This window comes from Streptomyces sp. NPDC046197 (assembly GCF_040646295.1).
In the GTDB taxonomy this organism is placed as follows: domain Bacteria; phylum Actinomycetota; class Actinomycetes; order Streptomycetales; family Streptomycetaceae; genus Streptomyces.
In genome coordinates this window covers 126028-145830 of the sequence record NZ_JBEYZY010000006.1, presented here as the reverse complement: position 1 = coordinate 145830, position 19803 = coordinate 126028, and the positions used below count along the sequence as shown (strand labels likewise).

Here is a 19803-nt window from a genome sequence, read left to right as displayed (position 1 = left end):
TATGGGGGGTCAGAGTTTCTGTCCCCTCAGCAGGAACCACGCCGCCACCGCCGTCGCCAGCAGTACGGCCGCCCCGGCTCCCGAGGCGAGTTGCAGGCCGTGGACGAAGGAGTCGCGGGCCGCGCTCACCAGGGCCTGCGAGGTGTGCGGGGGCAGGCTCGCCGCCGCCTCGACCGCGCCGCCCAGTGACTCGTGGGCCCGGAGCGGGGTGCCCGCCGGGCCGGTGAAGCCGCGGTAGACGCCGGTCACGATCGAGCCGAGCAGGGCGATGCCCAGAGCCGCACCGAGTTCGTACGCCGTCTCGGAGACCGCGGAGGCGGCGCCCGCCTGGTCCTTGGGCACGCTGGAGAGGATCACGTCGGCCGTGACGGTGAAGGAGAAGCCGGCGCCGACACCGACCACCAGCAGGGCGCTGCCCAGTTGCGGATAGCCCGTCGACCGGCCGAGCAGCGTCAGCACGGCCAGGGCCAGGCCGACGGCGGCGAGGCCGCCGGAGACCACCGCTCGTACCGAGAAGCGCCTGGCGGCGCGTCCGGCGACCAGTCCGGCGGCCACCGCGCCCACGGCGGCGGGCAGTTCGGCCAGCCCGGCCTCGAACGGGCGCCTGCCCTGCACGAGTTGCAGGTACTGGGAGAGGAAGAACACCAGGCCGGACATGCCGAGCACGGTCAGCAGGTCGGCGAGGACGGCACCGCTGAAGCCGCGGCTGCGAAACAGCCGCATGTCCAGCAGCGGGGTCGGCAGGGTGAGCTGGCGGCGCACGAACCAGTACAGGGCACTCGCGCCCAGCAGGCCGGTGGCCAGGGTCACCCGGGTGAGGCCGTGCGTGGCGGCCTCCTTCACCGCGTACACGAGGCCGATCATGCCGAGCAGCGACAGTACGACGCTGGTCAGGTCCCACGGGCCCGGGTTCGGGTTGCGGGACTCGGGCAGGGTCCTGATGCCGACGAGCACGAGGACCACCATCACCGGCACGTTGATCAGGAAGACCGAACCCCACCAGAAGTGCTGGAGGAGGAACCCGCCGGTGATCGGGCCTATGGCCGTGCCGGCGGAGGCGGTGGCACCCCAGATGCCGACGGCGAGGCTGCGTTCGCGCGGGTCGTGGAAGAGGTTGCGGATCAGGGCGAGTGTGGCGGGCATCAGGGTCGCGCCCGCGACACCGAGCAGCGCCCGGGCCAGGATCATCATCTCCGGTGTCGTGGCGTAGGCGTTGAGGACGGAGAGCGCACCGAACGCCGTGGCGCCGCCGAGCAGGATGCGCTTGCGGCCGATGCGGTCGCCGAGGCTGCCCATGGAGACGAGCAGTCCGGCGATGACGAACGAGTAGACGTCGCCCATCCACAGCAGCTGCGTCCCGGTGGGGTTGAGGTCCTCGCTGATGTAGGGGGTCGCGAGGCCGAGGACGGTCGCGTCGACGGCCACGAGGAGGACGGCCAGGATCAGCACCCCGAGCGCGGCCCAGCGGTCCGGGCGCTTCTCCACCTCCGCCACGCGCGGCGGCCGCAGGGTGCTGGTCATGATTCCTCTCTTCGCAGTGCGCCGCCGAGCAGCAGCTCGACGATCATGTGGGTGAAGTCCTTGGGGGCCACCCGTCCCTCGGCCACGGCCCAGGCCGCGGAGGCCAGCAGTCCGTACAGCGCCTCCGTGAGCCAGGCCGGGGCGAGGTCGATGCGGAACTCCCCGCTCGCCTGGCCGCGCCGGAACAGGGCCGCGATCCGTTCGTCGATGCGGGCCCAGCCCGCGTTCTGCTCCTCGCCCTCGAACAGCTGGTTCTCGGTGTAGAGGAACGCGAGCAGCCCGGCCGCCGGCTCGATCTCGCGCACCAGACGCCGTACCGCGTCGCTCGCCGGTCCCTCGGCGAGGCGGGCCGCGTCGAGTGCGGCCTCGCACTCCGCGATGCCGAGCGACTCCAGCGCCCGCACGAGCGCGTCACGCCCGGCGAAGTGGCGGTGCAGGGTGGCACGGCTGATGCCGGCCGCTTTGGCGACCTCGTCCATGGTCGCGGTGGACTTCCGGGTGAGCAGGGTGGCTGCGCTGCGCAGCACGTGGTCACGGTCGACAGCCATGAGACAAGAATATCCCATGTGAGACATTGATGTCTCACGCAAGGCACAGACGTCTCATAACTCGCTGCTCAAGGGCGCTGCCCGCAGGGGGCGAGAGGGACTCAGTGCCAGGGCAGCTGCGCGCGCTGCTCCCAGTAGGCGCGCGGGTCCTCCACCAACGCGCCCAGGCGGGACAGCTGGTCCTCGTCGAGGTCGACGGCAGCGGCGTGCAGGTTGGAGGCGAGCTGGCCCACGGTGGCCGCGCCGGACAGGACGACGCCCACCCACGGCTGCCGCAGGATCAGGGCGAGGGCGACCGCGTCACAGCCGAGCCCGGTCTCCTCGGCCACGGCCCGCAGGGCCTCGGGGGCATGCGGCTCGGCGAGCCGCCCGTTGGCCATGCCCTCCTTCACGATCACCGTGAGTCCGGCGTCGTGCGCCTCGGCGAGGGCCGGACCGGCCGAGGTCTCCAGGGCGTTGTACGTCGACTGGACGGTACGGAAGAGGGGCTCGCCGTCGACCGTCACGGCGAGGGCGGTGCGGACGGCGTCGGCCTGGGCCGGGCCGCTGGTGGAGAACCCGATGGTGAGGCCCTGCGCGGCGGCCTCGGCCAGCTTCGCGTGCAGTTCCTTGTCGGTGAGGGCCGGGCTGTCCGGGGTCACCGAGTGGATCTGGTACAGGTCCAGCCGGTCGCCGAGGAGTTCGGCGGTCTCGGCCCGCTGCCGCTCGTAGGCGGCGAGGCTGTGGTCCTTGACCTCGTGCTGTGCGGCGTCGGTGGTCCAGTCGGCCGTGTAGGTGTAGCCCCACTTGCTGCCGACGACGACATCGACGATGTCCGGGCGGGCGCGCAGCCAGTCGGCGAGGAACTCCTCGGAGCGGCCGTAGGAGCGGGCGGCGTCGAAGTACCGGACGCCCTGGGCGTAGGCGGCGTCCAGGAGTTCGTGGGTGCGTTCGCGCAGGGCGTCGACGCCGCGGTGGGCCGGCAGGTCCTGCTCGCGGCCGAGGTTGATGTAGCCCGGGCGCCCCACGGCGGCGAGCCCCAGGCCGATGTGAGAGGTGGGAGTCGTGGCCGAGGCCAGTCGGGCGAAGGGCATTACGGGCTCCGTTCGGTCGGCTCCATACGGCTCCGCACCAACCTAACCCGCGATGCCCCTCGTGCAGGCGACCCGTTACTTCTTCTGCCTGGCGGTGGCCCACGCGTGCTGCGCCGCCAGGTCCGCCTTCACCTCGGCGAGCTGCACGGCCACCGCGCCGGGTGCCGTGCCGCCGCGGCCGTTACGGGAGGCGAGGGCGCCGGGCACGTTGAGGACCGTGCGGACCTCGGGGGTCAGATGGGCGCTGATCTCGGCGAACTGCTCGTCGGTCAGCTCGTCCAGCTCCTTGCCCCCGGCCTCGGCGACCTTCACGCACTCGCCGGCGACCTCGTGCGCCACCCGGAACGGCACGCCCTGCTTGACCAGCCACTCGGCGATGTCCGTGGCGAGTGAGAAGCCGGCCGGGGCCAGCTCCTCCATGCGGGCGCGGTTGACGGTGAGGGTCGCGAGCATGCCGGTGAAGGCGGGGAGCAGCACCTCCAGCTGGTCGCAGGAGTCGAAGACCGGCTCCTTGTCCTCCTGCAGATCGCGGTTGTACGCGAGCGGAAGGGCCTTCAGGGTCGCCAGGAGGCCGGTCAGGTTGCCGATCAGCCGGCCGGACTTGCCGCGGGCGAGCTCCGCGATGTCCGGGTTCTTCTTCTGCGGCATGATCGACGAGCCCGTGGAGAACGCGTCGTGCAGGGTGACGAAGGAGAACTCCTTCGTGTTCCAGATGATGATCTCCTCCGCGATGCGGGAGAGGTTGACCCCGATCATCGCGGTGACGAAGGCGAACTCGGCGACGAAGTCGCGGGAGGCCGTCCCGTCGATGGAGTTGCCGGCACTGCCCCGTTCGAAGCCGAGGTCCTCGGCGACCGCCTCGGGGTCCAGGCCCAGGCTGCTGCCCGCCAGCGCGCCGGAGCCGTACGGCGACACCGCCGTCCGCTCGTCCCACTGGCGCAGCCGCTCGGCGTCCCGCGAAAGGGCCTGTACGTGCGCGAGGACGTGGTGGGCGAAGAGGACCGGCTGGGCGTGCTGGAGGTGGGTGCGGCCGGGCATCGCCACGTCGGGGTGGGCCTCCGCCAGTCCGATCAGCGCGTCCTGCAGGTCGGCGATCAGGCCGCCGATGATCCGCGCGTGGTCGCGCAGGTACATGCGGAACAGGGTCGCCACCTGGTCGTTGCGGGACCGGCCCGCGCGCAGCTTGCCGCCGAGGTCCGGCCCGAGGCGCTCCAGGAGGCCGCGCTCCAGGGCGGTGTGCACGTCCTCGTCGGCGATGGTGCCGGTGAAGTCGCCGGACGCCACGTCGGCCTCCAGCCGGTCGAGCCCGGCCAGCATCCGGGTCAGCTCGTCCTGCGTGAGGAGGCCCGCCTTGTGCAGCACGCGCGCGTGGGCACGCGAGCCGGCGATGTCGTAGGGCGCGAGCCTCCAGTCGAAGTGCACGGACGCGGACAGCTTCGCCAGGGCCTCGGCGGGACCGTCGGCGAAACGGCCGCCCCAGAGCCGTACGTCACCGCTGTTGCTGCTCACTTGCGTTGCTCCTCAAAGATGGCGATGTGCGACCGCCTCCCCACTTGAAGGGAGTGGGGAGGCGGCGGTCAGGCTGGTGCGCGTGAGGTGACCGGCGTGGGTGACGCGAGGTCCACGCCAGGCTATCCCTGCAGATCCCGCCGAGCGGCGATCTTCGACGACAGGCTGTAGATGTCGATGAAGCCCTTGGCCGCGGACTGGTCGAAGGTGTCGCCGGTGTCGTAGGTCGCCAGGTTGAAGTCGTACAGCGACTGCTCCGAGCGCCGGCCGGTGACGACCGCGCGCCCGCCGTGCAGGGTCATGCGGACGTCGCCGCTCACGTGCTGGTTGGCCTCGTTGATGAAGCCGTCCAGGGCGCGCTTGAGCGGGGAGAACCACTGGCCGTCGTAGACCAGTTCGCCCCAGCGCTGCTCGACCTGCCGCTTGTAGCGTGCCAGTTCGCGCTCGACGGTGACGTTCTCCAGCTCCTGGTGGGCGGTGATCAGGGCGATCGCGCCGGGGGCCTCGTACACCTCGCGGGACTTGATGCCGACCAGGCGGTCCTCGACCATGTCGATCCGGCCGATGCCCTGGGCGCCGGCGCGCTCGTTGAGCTGCTGGATCGCCTGCAGGACGGTGACGGGCTTGCCGTCGACGGCGACCGGGACGCCCTCCTTGAAGGTGACGATCACCTCGTCGGGGTCGCGCGGGGTGGCCGGGTTCTGCGTGTACTCGTAGATGTCCTCGATCGGGGCGTTCCAGATGTCCTCCAGGAAGCCCGTCTCGACGGCACGCCCGAAGACGTTCTGGTCGATGGAGTACGGGGACTTCTTGGTGGTGGCGATCGGGAGGTTCTTCTCCTCGCAGAACGCGATGGCCTTGTCCCGGGTCATCGCGTAGTCACGCACCGGGGCGATGCACTTGAGGTCGGGCGCGAGGGCGACGATGCCGGCCTCGAAGCGGACCTGGTCGTTGCCCTTGCCGGTGCAGCCGTGGGCGACGGTGCCGGCGCCGTGCTTCTTGGCGGCCGCGACCAGGTGCTTGACGATGGTCGGCCGGGACAGGGCGGAGACCAGCGGGTAGCGGTCCATGTAGAGGGCGTTGGCCTTGATCGCCGGGAGGCAGTACTCGTCGGCGAACTCGTCCTTGGCGTCGGCGACCTCGGCCTCGACGGCACCGCAGGCGAGCGCGCGCTTGCGGATGACGTCCAGGTCCTCGCCGCCCTGGCCGACGTCGACCGCAACGGCGATGACCTCGGCGCCCGTCTCCTCGGCGATCCAGCCGATGGCGACGGAGGTGTCCAGACCGCCCGAGTAGGCGAGTACGACGCGCTCGGTCACGGGTTTCTCCTCACAGTGCATTCGCTGATATGCATGAGTATGCAGAACAATGCATGATTCGTCAATCTCCCCCGGGTGAGATCCGGCGGCCGGACGGGGCGGGGGCCGACGGAAGGCGGCCGGGAGGTGCCCCGACCGGGGAGACCGAGCCGGCAATTCCTTAGACAGCCGAACGAAATCTCCGGACAATCGCTGGACATGGGAAAGAGCTACGAGCGCATAGACGGCCGGCTGCGCACGTTCATCGAGGAGCAGCCCCTCTTCTTCACCGCGACCGCGCCCCTGTCGGGCGACGGCACGGTCAACCTCTCCCCCAAGGGCCTGAGGGGTTCCTTCGCGGTCATCGACGAGCACACCGTGGCCTACCTGGACTTCGCCGGTTCGAACGCGGAGACCATCGCGCATCTGCGGGAGAACGGCCGGATCACTCTGATGTGGTGCGCCTTCCAGGGACCGCCCAACATCGTCCGCGTACACGGCCGCGGGGAGCCGGTCTTCCGCGACGACCGGCGCTTCGGGGAACTCCTCGCCCACTTCCCGGACATCGACCCGACCCGGCACGGACTGCGCGCGATCATCGTCGTCCGCGCCGAACTCGTGCGGGACACCTGCGGATACGCGGTGCCCTTCATGGCGTACGAGACGGACCGCGATCTGCACGGCAGGCGCTTCGCGCGCGAGGACGACGCCTCACTGAACGACTACTTCACCAAGAAGGAGCACATCGCGACCAGCCTGGACGGACTACCCGGGCTGCCGCTGCCGCTGCCGCCGTCTACGGTCTGAGCCATGCGCCCCGGTGTCGTAGCCACCCTCGTGTCCGTCTCCTTCCTCGCCCTCGGTGCCGCACCCTGCGGAGAGCCGCCACTGCCGGCGCGGATGCGGGACACCGGCGGCGGCACCCAGCTGATCACCGCTCGGGCGCCACGCGCCGACGCGACCTCGGGAACGGTCACCTGGTGGGACCTGCGGGACGGACAGTGGGTGGAGGCCGGCTCGGCCCCGGCCCGGTTCGGCGCCCGGGGACTGGTCGAGGGGGCGGCGCGCACCCAGGGGACGAACACGACACCGACCGGCCTGTACGACCTGCCGTTCGCCTTCGGCACCCAGGCCGCCCCGGCCGGGACGCGCGTCCTGTACCGCCCGGTGCACGAGGACTCCTGGTGGTGCCAGGACAACGGCTCCCTGTCCTACAACCGCTGGACCGAGCCGCGGCCCGCCGACTGCCGGGCCACCGAGTCGGAGCACCTGATCGCCTACGGGCGCCAGTACGCCCACGCGGTCGTCATCGGCTTCAACTACCGGCGTCCGGTGCCCGGGCGCGGCGCCGGGATCTTCCTGCACGTCAACGGGCCCGGCGCCACGGCCGGCTGCGTGTCGGTGCCGCAGGACGCGATGCGGCGGATCCTCACCTGGGCCGATCCCTCGCGCCGGCCGCACATCGCGATCGGGACGGCGAGCGGGTCGACGGCGCTCACCCGTTACTGAGGCCGCCCCGGGGCGACCGGCCACGAGGGGAGCGGTCCAGAGGCAGCCGGACGGTGAACGTGGTGGACCCCGGCCGGCTCTCCAGCTCCACGGTGCCCCCGTGCGCCTCCGTCACCGCGGCCACGATCGACAGGCCCAGGCCCGCCCCGCCGCCGGAGGTCTCCGGGCGGCGGCGGTCGGCCCGGGTGAAGCGCTCGAAGACGCCCGGCTGGACGTCCTCGGGGACGCCGGGGCCGTCGTCGTGCACCTTGAGGAGAACGCCCGTCGGCCCGTCGGCCTCCAGGGACACCCTCACCTTCGTGCCGACGGGCGTGTGCCAACGCGCATTGGCCAGCAGGTTGGCCAGCACCTGCTGGAGCCGGTGGACGTCGCCGCTCACCGTGACCGGCTCCTCCGGCAGCTCCAGTGTCCAGCGGTGCTCGGGGCCCGCGGCCCGGGCGTCGGTCACCGCGTCCAGGACCAGGCGCGTGAGGTCGACCGGTCGGCGTTCCAGGGGGCGGCCCGCGTCCAGGCGGGCCAGGAGCAGCATCTCGTCGACCATCTCCCCCATACGGGCCGACTCCGCGGCGATGCGTTCGAGGGCGCGGGTGACCTCGGGCGGCACCGGCCCCGGATGCAGCAGGGCGAGTTCCGCGTGACCGCGTACCGAGGCGACCGGGGTGCGCAGTTCGTGGCTGGCGTCCGCGGCGAAACTGCGCAGCCGCTCCTCGCTCGCGTGCCGTTTGGTGAGCGCGTCCTCGACGTGGTGGAGCATGCGGTTGAAGGCGGCGGCGACCCGGCCCACCTCGCCGCGCGGATCGGAGTGCGGTGCCCGCGGCGGCAGCGTCACCTCGCCGCTGGCCAGCGGCAGCTCGCTGACCCGGGTGGCGGTCGCCGCGACCCGGCTCAGCGGCCGCAGCGACCAGCGCACCCAGAGGGCCCCGGCGACCCCGGCCGCGGCCAGTGCCAGCCCGAAGACGCCTCCGGCGACCAGTTCCAGCCGGTGGACCGCGGCCCGTACCGGCTCGATCGGCAGCCCGGTGACCAGGACGTCACCGTCCCGGCCGGGCCAGGCCATCAGGCGGTAGCTGCCCAGGGCGGACAGGCGCACGCTGTGGCCCGCGCGGTCCGCGGGGAGGGCGGCCAGCGTCCTGCGGTCGGCGGCGGTCAGGGGCGCGTCGTAGCCCGGATGCCTGTGCGAGGGGACCACCGCGACGTTGGTCACCTCGCCGTTCAGCAGCCGGGCGCCGAAGGTCGCGGCGGCCTGGCGGCGGGTGTCACCGTGTTCGTCGCCGTCGTGGTCCGAGGGTTTGGTGGTGTCCGGACGGCCGTGCTCCAGGCTCTGCGGGAAGCTCGGCCCTGTCTGCTGCAGCTGCTGGTCGAGCCGGCCGGTGAGGAACCCCTTCAGCTCGACGACCGCGGCCACCCCGACGGCGGCGCAGCTGACGGCCAGCAGCACCACCAGGCCGAAGGTGAGCCGGGCCCGTAGTGTGCGCGGGCGGGGCAGGTGCCGAATCGGCCGTGCCGCCCCGCGCAGCACCGCGCCCGTCCGGTCGCCGAGCCGCGACGACGCCCGGCTCACCGGACCGCCGGCTTCAGGACGTACCCCGCCCCACGCACCGTGTGGATCATGGGCTCGCGGCCCGCGTCCACCTTCTTGCGCAGATAGGAGATGTACAGCTCCACGACATGGGCCTGGCCGCCGAAGTCGTAGGACCAGACCCGGTCGAGGATCTGCGCCTTGCTCAGCACGCGCCGCGGGTTGTGCATGAGGAAGCGCAGCAGCTCGAACTCGGTCGGGGACAGATCGATCAGCTCCCCGCCCCGGGTCACCTCGCGGGCGTCCTCGTCCAGGGCGAGGTCACCCACCGTGAGCCGGGGCCCCTCGTCCAGCCGGCGGGCCATGCCCGCGCGGCGCAGCAGTCCGCGCAGCCGGGCGACGACCTCCTCCAGGCTGAACGGCTTGGTGACGTAGTCGTCGCCGCCCGCGGTGATCCCGGTGATACGGTCCTCCACCGCGTCCCGCGCGGTGAGGAAGAGCACACAGACGTCCGGCTGCACGGCATGCAGCTCGCGCAGCACGGCGAAGCCGTCGGTGTCCGGGAGCATCACGTCGAGGACGACCGCGTCGGGCTGCAGGTCGCGTGCCTCGGCGACGGCCGAGGCGCCGTCGCCCGCCGTGCGCACCTCCCAGCCCTGGTAGCGCAGGGCGCCGGAGAGGACCTCGGCGAGGTCGGGGTCGTCGTCGACGACGAGGACCCGGACGGCGGTGCCGTCGGGCCGGGTCAGCGCGGGCAGGCCGGGGCGGGCCGGGACGCGGGACGGGTCGCGGGGTGTGTTCATGGCCCTTCCAGCATCCCCTGTCGCGCAGGCTCTCCGGCACGCCCGCCCCTCTGAGTTTCCTGTGAGCGCGTTCTGTGAGCACCTGGCGGACCCCGCTCTGAGTTCGCTGTGAGGTTGTCCCGAGAGCCCGGGAAGCCCGGGGTTTCAGAGCGTCCTCAGAGGTTCGCCCCGCACAGTTGCGTCCCGGACAGGCGAAAGGACGCGATCGGATGACGACGGCCCACGAGCGGCGGGCGGCACCGCCCGTGCCCCTGACCGCCGGGCGCTCCCCGGCGGGAGCCGTGCTCGCGCTGCTGTGGGCGGGGGCCGCCGCGGTGGTCGCCCTGTGGTGGTACGACACGGCGTCCGTGGTCGGTGCGGCGGGCCGGCTGACCGGTGCCGGGCGGATCGCCGGACTGCTGTGCGGCTACTCCTGCGCGGTGCTGGTGGGCCTGATGAGCCGGGTTCCGCTGCTCGAGCGCCGGATCGGCTCGGACCGCATCGCGCGCTGGCACGCGATGGCCGGCCGGTACACGGTCTGTCTGCTGGTGGCGCACGTGGTGCTGATCCTGGCCGGGTACGCCGCCCAGGACCGCGCCTCGCTCGTGCACGAGGCGGTCACCGTGGTGCTGGACTACCCGGAGATGCTGAAGGCCACCGCGGGCACGGTGATCCTCTTCGCGGTCGGCATCACCTCGGCGCGGGCCGTGCGCCGCCGTACCAGCCACGAGTTCTGGTACTACGTGCACCTGCTGACGTACGCGGCCGTCTTCCTCGCCTTCGGTCACCAGTTGGCGCTGGGCAACGAGTTCAACGGGCACACGGTGGCCACGGCCGCCTGGTACGCGCTGTACCTGGGTGTCGCGGCCCTGGTGCTGTGGTTCCGGATCCTGGCCCCGGTGCGGCTGAACCTGCGGCACCGGATGCGGGTCGACGCGGTGTACCGGGAAGCGCCCGGCGTGTACTCCGTGGTCGTGCGCGGCCGCCGCCTGGACGAGCTCGGGGCGCGGCCGGGGCAGTTCTTCCGCTGGCGGTTCCTCGCCGAGGGCATGGGCTGGACCTCCACGCCGTACTCCCTGTCGGCGCCACCCCGCCCCGATCTGCTGCGTATCACCGTGAAGGCCCTGGGCGACCACAGCGCGGCCGTGCCGCTGCTCAGGCCGGGCACCCGGGTGTGGGCGGAGGGCCCCTACGGGGCGATGACCGCCGACCGGCGCACGTCCCACAAGTCGCTGCTGATCGCGGCCGGCGTCGGCATCACTCCGCTGCGGGCGCTGTTCGAGACGCTGCCCGGCGACGTCACGCTGCTGTACCGGGCGCGCACGGTCGAGGACCTCGCCCTGGGCGGGGAGTTGGAGGCCGTCGCCCGGTGGCGCGGGGCGCGCGTGCTGTACGCGCTCAACGGCCCCCGCGGGGAGCGGCCCCGCTTCACCGTCGAGTCCCTGCGGCAGACCGTCTGCGACCTGTCCGGGCACGACGTGTACATCTGTGGTCCGCACGGCTTCGCCCAGGACCTGTACCAGGTGCTGCACGCCGCCGGAGTGCCGGACCGCCGCATCCACCACGAGTCGTTCGAGCTGTGAGGCCGTCGTGCACGCACTGAGGAAGAACCGTCCCCTGCGCCGCGTCGTGCTGGCGAGCGCCGCCACCGTGTCCGGGCTGGTCATGCTGCTGTCGCTCAAGCCGCACACCCCGCCGGAGATCGCCGCGGCCCCCGCCCCGGCAGCGTCCAGCGGTGCCGGGGCCACGGCCGGCTCCAGCGGATCGAGCGGGTCGTCGTCCGGCGGCACGGCCACCGGCACGAGGACGGTGACCGGCCGGACCGTCCGGACCCGCTGGGGCCCGGTGCAGGTGCGGATCACGCTGAAGAACGGGCGCATCACGGAGGTCACGGCCGTCGCCTACCCGTCGGCGAACCCGCGGGACCAGGAGATCAACAGCTATGCGATCCCCGAGCTGAGGCGGGAGGCGCTCGCCGCGCAGAGCGCCGACATCGACTCCGTGTCCGGAGCCACGTACACCAGCGATGGTTACCGGCAGTCGCTGCAGTCCGCACTGGACTCGGCCGGACGCTGAACGCAGGGCCGCCGTGGCACGTACTTCACAGCCAAGGGACACCGTCACCCCCCTTGCCCCCGTCCACGGAGGAACCGTGACCACCACGCTCGCAGGAGGCCGCGCCGCCCGGCGCCAGACGATGCGCCGCATCCGCCCGCGTCGCTCCCCCGCCGTCCCGCTGCTGCTCGCCGTCGGGGCGGGCGCGGCGGGCGTCGTCTGGCTGTGGTGGATGAACACGCCGTCCATCGCCGACACCAACGGAAAGATCCTCAACGCCGGCCGGATCACCGGCCTGCTCGCCGGCTACCTGATGGCGTTGGTCGTGCTGCAGATGGCACGCGTGCCCGCGCTGGAGCGGCGGGTCGGTTCCGACCGCGTCGCCCGCTGGCACGCCATGAGCGGCCGCTACACGCTCTCCCTGGTCGTGGCGCACGTCTTCCTCACCATGTGGGGCTACGCGCTGCAGGCGGGCAAGTCGCTCGGCGACATCGTCCAGCAGACCATCGACTCCATCAACCAGCTCCCGGACATGGGCAAGGCCGCCATCGGCACCGGTCTGCTGGTGCTCATCGGGCTGACCTCGATCGGCGGCATCCGCCGTCGGCTGCCCTACGACGCCTGGTACCACGTGCACCTGTTCACGTATGCCGCGGTGTTCCTGACGTTCTGGCACCAGATCAGCACCGGCAACGACTTCGCCGTCGAGCCCGTCGCCAAGACCTTCTGGTACGGGCTGTACGGCGCCGTGACCGCGCTGGTCCTCTGGTACCGGATCCTCACCCCGATCCGGCTGAACCTGAAGCACCGCATGCGGGTCGAGGCGGTGATCGAGGAGACCCCGGGGATCGTCTCCGTGCTGATCGGCGGGAACAAGCTGCACCGGATGGGCGCGGAGGCCGGGCAGTTCTTCCGCTGGCGGTTCCTGGCGCCCGGCATGCGCTTCAGCTCGCACCCGTACTCGCTGTCCGCGGCGCCCCGCCCCGACATGCTCCGGATCACGGTGAAGGCGATCGGCGACCACAGCGCCCGGCTGCGCGAGCTGGAGCCCGGCACCCGGGTGTGGGCCGAGGGCCCGTACGGCGCGATGACCGCCCAGCGCCGCAGCCGGGGCAAGGTGCTGCTGGTCGCGGGCGGGGTCGGCATCACCCCGATGCGGGCGCTGTTCGAGACGCTGCCGGGTGCGGCCGGTGACATCACCCTGCTCTACCGGGCCAACACCACCCAGGACCTGGCTCTGTGGGACGAGCTGGCCAAGATCGCCGACGAGCGCGGCGCCCGGCTGATGTACGCGGTCAACAGCCCGGACGGGGAACGCCCCGACATCTCGGCCGAGACCCTGCAGCGGAAGATCGCCGACATCGACCGCCACGACGTCTTCATGTGCGGCCCGCCCGGTTTCGCCCAGTCGGTGTACGAGGCGCTGCGGGGCGCGGGAGTCCCGGCCCGCCGCATCCATCACGAGTCTTTCGAGATGTGACATCAGGAGCTCAGGAACGATGAGGAAGAGCCATCCCATTCGGCGTGTCGTGCTCGCCACCGCGGCCACCGTGTCCGGCGTCGTACTGCTGCTGTCGCTCAAGCCGGCGTCCGACCCGGCCTCCGCGCAGGCGGCGGGCGGTCCGGCGGCGCAGCAGAGCGCGGCGGGGCAGGAGTCGCCGCAGGGCGGCGCCCGGGCCGCCGGGTCCGGCACGGTCACCGGGAACGTGGCCCAGACACAGTACGGCCCCGTCCAGGTGCGCCTCACGGTGAGCAACGGAAAGATCATGAAGGCGGAGGCCGTGCAGGCGCCCAAGGGCGGCCTGAGCGACCAGAAGACCGCCCTCGCCGTTCCCAAGCTCAACCAGGAGGCGGTGGCGGCCGGCAGCGCGCAGATCGACGCGGTCTCCGGGGCCACGTACACCAGCGGCGGCTACAAGCAGTCCCTGCAGTCGGCGCTGGACAAGGCGAAGGCGGGCGGGCCGGCGGCAGGGTCGTCGTCCGGGTCCGGAGCCGGCCCCGGGTCCTCCTCCTCGGGCTCCTCCGGTGCCACCCAGGCCCGAACCGTGACCGGCAAGGTCGCCCAGACCCAGTACGGACCGGTCCAGGTCCGCATCACGGTCAGCAACGGAAAGATCACCAAGGCGGATGCGGTCCAGGCGCCCAAGGGCGGCCTGAGCGACCAGAAGACCGCCCTCGCCGTTCCCAAGCTCAACCAGGAGGCGGTGGCGGCCGGCAGCGCGCAGATCGACGCGGTCTCGGGAGCCACGTACACCAGCGGCGGCTACAAGCAGTCCCTGCAGTCGGCGCTGGACCAGGCCGGTGGCTGAGGCCGTGGCCGAGGAAACTCCCGCCGCGGTACGTCATGCGGAGGAGGTCATGGGGACCGTCTTCTCCTTCGACGTCCGCGGCGGGGAACCCGGTGCGGTGCGGGAGGCGCTGCGCGAGGCGGTCGCGGGGCTGCACCGGGCCGACGAGGTGTTCAGCACCTACCGCGAGGACAGCCAGATCTCCCGTCTGCTGCGCGGTGAACTCACCGTGGAGCAGTGCGATCCCGAGGTCGCCGAGGTGCTCGGGCTGGGAGCGGAGGCCGAGCGGGTCAGCGACGGCTGGTTCAGCCTGCGCTACCAGGGCCGGCTCGATCCGACCGGGATCGTCAAGGGCTGGTCGGCCGAGCGGGCGGCCCGGCGGATCGCGTCGGCCGGAGTGAGCGGGGTCAGCGTCAACGGCGGCGGAGACGTGCAGCTGCTGGGTGCCCCCGAGCCGCACCGTCCGTGGCGGGTGGGCGTGTCCGACCCCTTGCGCCCGGGCGGACTCGCCGCGGTGATCTCCGCGGCCGGCACGGAGGAACTGGCGGTCGCCACCTCGGGCACGGCCGAGCGCGGCGCGCACATCGTCGACCCGCGCACGGGTCGCGCCGCGGTGACCGACCTGGTGGCCGTCACGGTCGTCGCCCCCGGGCTGACGTGGGCGGACTGCTGGGCGACGGCGGCCTTCGCGATGGGGTCACGGGGGGGTCTGGCCTGGCTGGAGTCCCTGCCGGACGTGGAGGCACTGCTGATCACGGCGGGCGACGAGGTGCGGTGCACAGGAGGGCTCGCCGCTCGACTGGGGTGACCGCGCTCCGGTCACCACCCCACTCAGTGACCGTTCTGGGCCAACCGCAGCAGATGGTCGGCCAGCGCCTGCCCGCCGGTCGGGTTCCGGCTGATCAGCAGCAGTGTGTCGTCGCCCGCGATGGTCCCGAGGATGTCGTGCAGCTCGGCCTGGTCGATGGCCGAGGCCAGGAACTGGGCGGCACCCGGCGGGGTGCGCAGGACCACGAGGTTGGCGGACGCCTCCGCGGAGATCAGCAGCTCCTGGGACAGGCGCCGCATCCGCTCCTCCTTCGCCGACTCCCCCAGCGGAGCGCGTGGCGTACGGAAGCCGCCCTCGCTCGGCACCGCGTAGATGAGGTCGCCGTCGAGGTTGCGGATCTTCACCGCGTTCAGCTCGTCCAGGTCCCGGGAGAGCGTCGCCTGGGTGACGCTCAGCCCGTCGTCGGCGAGCAGCTTGGCCAACTGGCTCTGCGAGCGCACCGGCTGCCGGTTCAGGATGTCCACGATCCGGCGGTGCCGTGCGGTGCGAGTCTGCGGCACGGCGGGCCCGGAGGCCCCCGCCTGCTCGTGTTCCTGCGCCTGACTCATCGTCGTCTCACTCCGGATCATCCGTCCCCGTTGGCCACGTCCAGGATGCCGGGCAGCGCACCGAGGAAGGCGTCCACCGCGTCGTCGCCGAGATTCAGCGGCGGCATAAGCCGCACGACGTCGGGGGCGGGCGCGTTCACGAGGAAGCCGGCGTCCTGAGCCGCCTGCTGCACCTGGGGTGCGAGCGGCTCGGTGAGCACGATACCCAGCAGAAGCCCCGCACCCCGGACATGGGCGATCAACGGGTGGTTCAGGCCCTCGATTCCGTCCCGCAACCTCGCGCCCTGCCGCTTGACGTTCTCCAGCGTTCCCTCGTCGGCGAGGGTGTCCAGGACGGCCAGGCCGGCGGCGCAGGCCACCGGGTTCCCGCCGAAGGTCGTACCGTGGTCGCCCGGCCGGAGCAGTCCCGCGGCGCGGCCGAAGGCGACGGTGGCGCCCAGCGGGAGCCCGCCGCCGAGCCCCTTGGCGAGGGTGACGACGTCGGGCAGGACGCCCTCGTGGGCCTGGTACTCGAACCAGTGGCCGGTACGGCCGATTCCGGTCTGCACCTCGTCGAGGACGAGCAGCGAGCCGGTCGCCGCCGTGATCGCGCGGGCCGCCTTGAGATAGCCGGCCGGGGGCACCACGACGCCGTTCTCGCCCTGGATGGGCTCGATGACCACGAGGGCGGTCTCCTCCGTGACCGCGGCGGCCAGCGCCTGCGCGTCGCCGTAGGGGACGTGCGTGACGTCGCCGGGCAGCGGCAGGAAGGGCTCCTGCTTGCCGGGCTGGCCGGTGAGCGCCAGGGCGCCCATCGTGCGGCCGTGGAAGCCGCCGTGGGTCGCCACCATGTGCCTGCGGCCGGTCAGGCGGCCGATCTTGAAGGCGCCCTCTACGGCCTCGGCGCCGGAGTTGCAGAAGAAGACCCTGCCGTCCCGGCCGAAGAGCCGGAGCAGCCGCTCGGCGAGCGCGACGGGCGGTTCGGCGATGAACAGGTTGGAGACGTGACCGAGGGAGGCGATCTGCCGGCTCACGGCCTCGACGACCGCGGGGTGGGCGTGACCGAGCGCGTTGACCGCGATGCCCCCGACGAAGTCGGCGTACTCCTTGCCGTCGGCGTCCCACAGCCGGGCGCCCTCGCCGCGCACCAGCGGCAGCCGCGGGGTGCCGTAGTTGTTCATGAGCGCGCTCTGCCACCGCTGGGTGAGATCCTGGTTGGCCGTGCCGGCGTTCATGCCGTGTCCCCCTTGTTCCCCTGATCGCAGTCGTCGGGCACGACCATCGTGCCGATGCCCTCGTCGGTGAAGATCTCCAGCAGGATGGCGTGCTGGACCCGGCCGTCGATGACGCGGGCGGTGGTGACGCCGTTGCGCACGGCGTGCAGGCAGCCCTCCATCTTCGGCACCATGCCGGAGGACAAATCCGGCAGCAGTTTCTCCAGTTGGGAGGCGGTCAGGCGGCTGATCACCTCGTCGGAGTGGGGCCAGTCCTCGTAGAGGCCCTCGACGTCCGTGAGGACCATGAGGGTTTCGGCACCCAGTGCCGCAGCGAGTGCCGCAGCCGCCGTATCAGCATTGACGTTGTAGACATGTCCGTCGTCCTGGGAGCGGGCGATCGACGAGACGACCGGGATGCGGCCGTCGGCGAGGAGTGCCTCGATCGCGCCCGTGTCGATCGCGGTGATCTCGCCCACCCGCCCGATGTCGACCAGCTCGCCGTCGATCTCGGGCGTGTGCTTGGTGGCGGTGATGGTGTGCGCGTCCTCGCCGGTCAGACCGACGGCGAGCGGACCGTGCTGGTTGAGCAGCCCGACCAGCTCACGCTGCACCTGCCCGGCGAGCACCATGCGTACGACGTCCATGGCGTCCTCGGTGGTGACCCTCAGGCCCGCCTTGAACTCGCTGACGATGCCGTGCCTGTCCAGCGCGGCGCTGATCTGCGGGCCGCCGCCGTGCACGACGACCGGCTTGAGGCCGGCGTGCCGCAGGAAGACCACGTCCTGGGCGAAGGCGGCCTTCAGATCCGCGTTCACCATGGCGTTGCCGCCGAACTTGATGACGACCGTCTTGCCGTGGTGCCGGGTCAGCCAGGGCAGCGCCTCGATGAGGATCTGCGCCTTGGGCAGCGCGGTGTGCTTCCGGGTGGGGCCGCTCTTGTGGGAGTCGCTCATGACGAGTAGGCGCTGTTCTCGTGGACGTAGTCGGCGGTGAGGTCGTTGGTCCAGATGGTGGCGGTCTCGGAGCCGGCGGCGAGGTCGGCGACGATGTGGACCTCGCGATAGCGCATGTCGACGTGCTCGCGGTCCTCCCCGACGGAGCCGTGCTTGCAGACCCAGACGCCGTTGATGGCGACGTTGAGCTGGTCGGGCTCGAAGGCGGCCCGCGTGGTGCCGATCGCGGACAGCACCCGGCCCCAGTTGGGGTCCTCGCCGTGGAGGGCGCACTTGAGGAGGTTGTTGCGGGCGATCGAGCGGCCCACCTCCACTGCGTCCTCCTCGGTCGCGGCGTTGATCACCTCGACCCTGATGTCCTTGCTGGCGCCCTCGGCGTCGCCGATGAGCTGCCGGCCGAGGTCGGCGCACACGGTCCGCACCGCCTCGGCGAACTCCTCGTACCCAGGGGTGACGCCGGACGCCCCGGAGGCGAGCAGGAGCACGGTGTCGTTGGTGGACATGCAGCCGTCGGAGTCCACCCGGTCGAAGGTGACCCGGGTGGCCGCGCGCAGCGCGCGGTCCAGTACGTCGCTGTCCAGGTCGGCGTCGGTGGTGAGGACGACGAGCATGGTGGCGAGTCCGGGAGCGAGCATGCCCGCGCCCTTGGCCATGCCGCCGACGGTCCAGCCGCTGCCGCCGGCGACGGCGGTCTTGTGGACGGTGTCGGTGGTCTTGATCGCCAGGGCGGCCCTCTCGCCGCCGTGCTCGCTCAGGGCCGCGGCCGCGGCCGCCACTCCCGGCAGCAGCTTGTCCATGGGGAGCAGCACACCGATCAGCCCGGTGGAGCACACCGCGACCTCGGCGGCGTTGTGACCGAGGACGTCGGCGGCCTTCTCCGCGGTGGCATGGGTGTCCTGGAAGCCCTTGGGTCCCGTGCAGGCGTTGGCGCCACCGGAGTTGAGGACGACGGCGGAGACCTGGCCGCCCTTGAGGACCTGCTCGGACCACAGCACCGGCGCGGCCTTCACACGGTTGGAGGTGAAGACGCCCGCGGCGGCTCGGCGCGGCCCGTTGTTGACCACCAGGGCCAGGTCCGGGTTGCCGTTCTCCTTGATCCCGGCGGCGATACCGGCCGCCGTGAACCCTTGTGGTGCCGTGACGGTCACGGTGCGACTCCGATCGTGGAAAGTCCGGTGGTCTCGTCCAGTCCGAGGGCGATGTTCATGCTCTGCACGGCCCCGCCCGCGGTGCCCTTGGTCAGGTTGTCGATGGCGCTGATCGCGATGATGCGCTGTACGGCGTCGTCGTATGCGACCTGCACCTGAACAGCGTTGGAACCGTGGACGGACGCGGTGGCGGGCCACTGCCCCTCGGGCAGGAGATGGACGAAGGGCTCGTCGGCGAAGGCCTTGCCGTAGGCGGCGCGGAGGGATTCCCCGGTGACACCGGGCTTCGCCTTGGCGCTGCAGGTGGCGAGGATGCCCCGGGGCATGGGTGCGAGGGTGGGGGTGAAGGAGACGGAGACCCGCTCACCGGCCGCCGCGCTGAGGTTCTGGATCATCTCGGGGGTGTGGCGGTGGAGCCCGCCGACGCCGTAGGGGGACATCGACCCCATGACCTCGCTGCCGAGCAGATGCGGCTTGGGCGTCTTGCCGGCGCCGGAGGTGCCGGAGGCGGCGACGACGACGGCCTCGTTCTCCGCGAGTCCCGCGGCGTACGCCGGGAACAGCGCGAGTGAGACCGCGGTCGGGTAGCAACCGGGCACCGCGATGCGCTTGGACCCCTCCAGCGCGGCGCGGCCACCCGGCAGTTCGGGGAGGCCGTAGGGCCAGGTGCCGGCGTGCGGGGAGGCGTAGAACTTCTCCCAGTCGGCCGGGTTCGTGAGCCGGAAGTCGGCACCCATGTCGATCACGAGCACGTCCGCTCCGAGCTGCTCGGCCACGGCGGCGGACTGGCCGTGCGGCAGGGCGAGGAAGACCACGTCGTGCCCGGCGAGGGCCTCGGGCGTGGTTGCCTGCAGCACCCGGTCGGCGAGCGGCAACAGGTGTGGTTGCAGCGCGCCGAGCCGCTGCCCGGCGTTCGAGTTGCCGGTCAGCGTGCCGATCTCGACCTCGGGGTGCGCCAGCAGCAGACGCAGGGCTTCCCCGCCCGCGTACCCGCTCGCTCCGGCGACCGCCACACGTACAGCCATGA

General features: G+C 72.1%; 19 protein-coding genes. 7 read left to right on the top strand and 12 right to left on the bottom strand.

From position 1 onward, the window contains the following. Positions 1-9: 9 nt before the first annotated feature. From AB0A61_RS10995 to AB0A61_RS10975, 5 genes are all read right to left on the bottom strand, one after another. Complete coding sequence (locus tag AB0A61_RS10995) at positions 10-1521, bottom strand: MFS transporter (RefSeq protein WP_361289535.1); 1512 nt, start codon at positions 1519-1521, stop codon at positions 10-12. Continuing rightward, complete coding sequence (locus AB0A61_RS10990; protein WP_361289532.1) at positions 1518-2069, bottom strand: TetR/AcrR family transcriptional regulator; 552 nt, start codon at positions 2067-2069, stop codon at positions 1518-1520. The genes AB0A61_RS10995 and AB0A61_RS10990 overlap by 4 nt, the downstream gene beginning before the upstream one ends. A 101-nt stretch (positions 2070-2170) precedes the next feature. Further along, the gene (locus AB0A61_RS10985) at positions 2171-3142 is read right to left on the bottom strand and encodes an aldo/keto reductase (protein ID WP_361289529.1); all 972 of its coding nucleotides are present in this window, start codon (positions 3140-3142) and stop codon (positions 2171-2173) included. A gap of 75 nt (positions 3143-3217) precedes the next feature. Further along, entirely contained in the window at positions 3218-4651 is a 1434-nt protein-coding gene (gene argH / locus AB0A61_RS10980) for an argininosuccinate lyase (protein WP_361289526.1), read from the bottom strand. 122 nt (positions 4652-4773) lie between these two features. Then, a complete protein-coding gene (locus AB0A61_RS10975; protein WP_361289523.1) occupies positions 4774-5970 on the bottom strand; it encodes an argininosuccinate synthase in 1197 nt (398 codons plus the stop codon). Positions 5971-6168: 198 nt separating this feature from the next. On the opposite strand from AB0A61_RS10975, the gene AB0A61_RS10970 reads away from it, so the two are divergent. Then, positions 6169-6756, top strand: a complete 588-nt coding sequence (locus tag AB0A61_RS10970) for a pyridoxamine 5'-phosphate oxidase family protein (RefSeq protein ID WP_361289520.1) — start codon at positions 6169-6171, stop codon at positions 6754-6756. Between the two features lie 3 nt (positions 6757-6759). Continuing rightward, the gene (locus AB0A61_RS10965) at positions 6760-7458 is read left to right on the top strand and encodes a L,D-transpeptidase family protein (protein WP_361289517.1); all 699 of its coding nucleotides are present in this window, start codon (positions 6760-6762) and stop codon (positions 7456-7458) included. On the opposite strand, the gene AB0A61_RS10960 is transcribed toward AB0A61_RS10965, so the two are convergent. Next, positions 7445-8953, bottom strand: a complete 1509-nt coding sequence (locus AB0A61_RS10960; RefSeq protein WP_361290023.1) for a HAMP domain-containing sensor histidine kinase — start codon at positions 8951-8953, stop codon at positions 7445-7447. The genes AB0A61_RS10965 and AB0A61_RS10960 overlap by 14 nt on opposite strands. A gap of 62 nt (positions 8954-9015) precedes the next feature. After that, positions 9016-9780: a response regulator transcription factor gene (locus AB0A61_RS10955; protein ID WP_361289514.1), complete on the bottom strand. Its 765-nt coding sequence runs from the start codon at positions 9778-9780 to the stop codon at positions 9016-9018. A 209-nt stretch (positions 9781-9989) separates the two neighbouring features. Between AB0A61_RS10955 and AB0A61_RS10950 the strand changes: the two genes are divergently transcribed. The 5 genes from AB0A61_RS10950 to AB0A61_RS10930 all read left to right on the top strand — a co-directional run bounded on the left by AB0A61_RS10950 (position 9990) and on the right by AB0A61_RS10930 (position 14910). Continuing rightward, positions 9990-11342: a ferredoxin reductase family protein gene (locus AB0A61_RS10950; RefSeq protein ID WP_361289511.1), complete on the top strand. Its 1353-nt coding sequence runs from the start codon at positions 9990-9992 to the stop codon at positions 11340-11342. Positions 11343-11349: 7 nt separating this feature from the next. Then, positions 11350-11835, top strand: coding sequence for an FMN-binding protein (locus AB0A61_RS10945; protein ID WP_361289509.1), 486 nt, complete (start codon positions 11350-11352; stop codon positions 11833-11835). A 76-nt stretch (positions 11836-11911) separates the two neighbouring features. Next, a complete protein-coding gene (locus tag AB0A61_RS10940) occupies positions 11912-13294 on the top strand; it encodes a ferredoxin reductase family protein (protein ID WP_361289506.1) in 1383 nt (460 codons plus the stop codon). A gap of 19 nt (positions 13295-13313) precedes the next feature. Then, positions 13314-14123 (top strand): FMN-binding protein, encoded by an 810-nt coding sequence (locus AB0A61_RS10935; protein WP_361289503.1) that lies wholly within the window; start codon positions 13314-13316, stop codon positions 14121-14123. A 49-nt stretch (positions 14124-14172) separates the two neighbouring features. Next, the gene (locus AB0A61_RS10930; protein WP_361290021.1) at positions 14173-14910 is read left to right on the top strand and encodes an FAD:protein FMN transferase; all 738 of its coding nucleotides are present in this window, start codon (positions 14173-14175) and stop codon (positions 14908-14910) included. A gap of 23 nt (positions 14911-14933) precedes the next feature. On the opposite strand, the gene AB0A61_RS10925 is transcribed toward AB0A61_RS10930, so the two are convergent. The 5 genes from AB0A61_RS10925 to argC are packed head-to-tail and all read right to left on the bottom strand — an operon-like array spanning position 14934 to position 19801. Then, positions 14934-15479: an arginine repressor gene (locus AB0A61_RS10925; RefSeq protein ID WP_361289501.1), complete on the bottom strand. Its 546-nt coding sequence runs from the start codon at positions 15477-15479 to the stop codon at positions 14934-14936. 17 nt (positions 15480-15496) lie between these two features. Then, entirely contained in the window at positions 15497-16693 is a 1197-nt protein-coding gene (locus AB0A61_RS10920) for an acetylornithine transaminase (protein ID WP_361289498.1), read from the bottom strand. After that, entirely contained in the window at positions 16690-17628 is a 939-nt protein-coding gene (gene argB / locus AB0A61_RS10915) for an acetylglutamate kinase (protein ID WP_361289495.1), read from the bottom strand. The genes AB0A61_RS10920 and argB overlap by 4 nt, the downstream gene beginning before the upstream one ends. Then, a complete protein-coding gene (gene argJ / locus AB0A61_RS10910) occupies positions 17625-18776 on the bottom strand; it encodes a bifunctional glutamate N-acetyltransferase/amino-acid acetyltransferase ArgJ (RefSeq protein WP_361289492.1) in 1152 nt (383 codons plus the stop codon). The genes argB and argJ overlap by 4 nt, the downstream gene beginning before the upstream one ends. Continuing rightward, positions 18773-19801, bottom strand: coding sequence for an N-acetyl-gamma-glutamyl-phosphate reductase (gene argC, locus AB0A61_RS10905; protein ID WP_361289489.1), 1029 nt, complete (start codon positions 19799-19801; stop codon positions 18773-18775). Before argC ends, argJ begins: the two co-directional genes overlap by 4 nt. Positions 19802-19803 lie beyond the last annotated feature (2 nt).

Coding starts and splice junctions, on each gene's coding strand:
- AB0A61_RS10995 (WP_361289535.1), bottom strand. CDS start 1,521: ATGACCAGCACCCTGCGGCCGCCGCGCGTGGCGGAGGTGGAGAAGCGC.
- AB0A61_RS10990 (WP_361289532.1), bottom strand. CDS start 2,069: ATGGCTGTCGACCGTGACCACGTGCTGCGCAGCGCAGCCACCCTGCTC.
- AB0A61_RS10985 (WP_361289529.1), bottom strand. CDS start 3,142: ATGCCCTTCGCCCGACTGGCCTCGGCCACGACTCCCACCTCTCACATC.
- AB0A61_RS10970 (WP_361289520.1), top strand. CDS start 6,169: ATGGGAAAGAGCTACGAGCGCATAGACGGCCGGCTGCGCACGTTCATC.
- AB0A61_RS10965 (WP_361289517.1), top strand. CDS start 6,760: ATGCGCCCCGGTGTCGTAGCCACCCTCGTGTCCGTCTCCTTCCTCGCC.
- AB0A61_RS10955 (WP_361289514.1), bottom strand. CDS start 9,780: ATGAACACACCCCGCGACCCGTCCCGCGTCCCGGCCCGCCCCGGCCTG.
- AB0A61_RS10950 (WP_361289511.1), top strand. CDS start 9,990: ATGACGACGGCCCACGAGCGGCGGGCGGCACCGCCCGTGCCCCTGACC.
- AB0A61_RS10935 (WP_361289503.1), top strand. CDS start 13,314: ATGAGGAAGAGCCATCCCATTCGGCGTGTCGTGCTCGCCACCGCGGCC.
- AB0A61_RS10930 (WP_361290021.1), top strand. CDS start 14,173: ATGGGGACCGTCTTCTCCTTCGACGTCCGCGGCGGGGAACCCGGTGCG.
- AB0A61_RS10925 (WP_361289501.1), bottom strand. CDS start 15,479: ATGAGTCAGGCGCAGGAACACGAGCAGGCGGGGGCCTCCGGGCCCGCC.
- AB0A61_RS10920 (WP_361289498.1), bottom strand. CDS start 16,693: ATGAACGCCGGCACGGCCAACCAGGATCTCACCCAGCGGTGGCAGAGC.
- argB (WP_361289495.1), bottom strand. CDS start 17,628: ATGAGCGACTCCCACAAGAGCGGCCCCACCCGGAAGCACACCGCGCTG.
- argC (WP_361289489.1), bottom strand. CDS start 19,801: ATGGCTGTACGTGTGGCGGTCGCCGGAGCGAGCGGGTACGCGGGCGGG.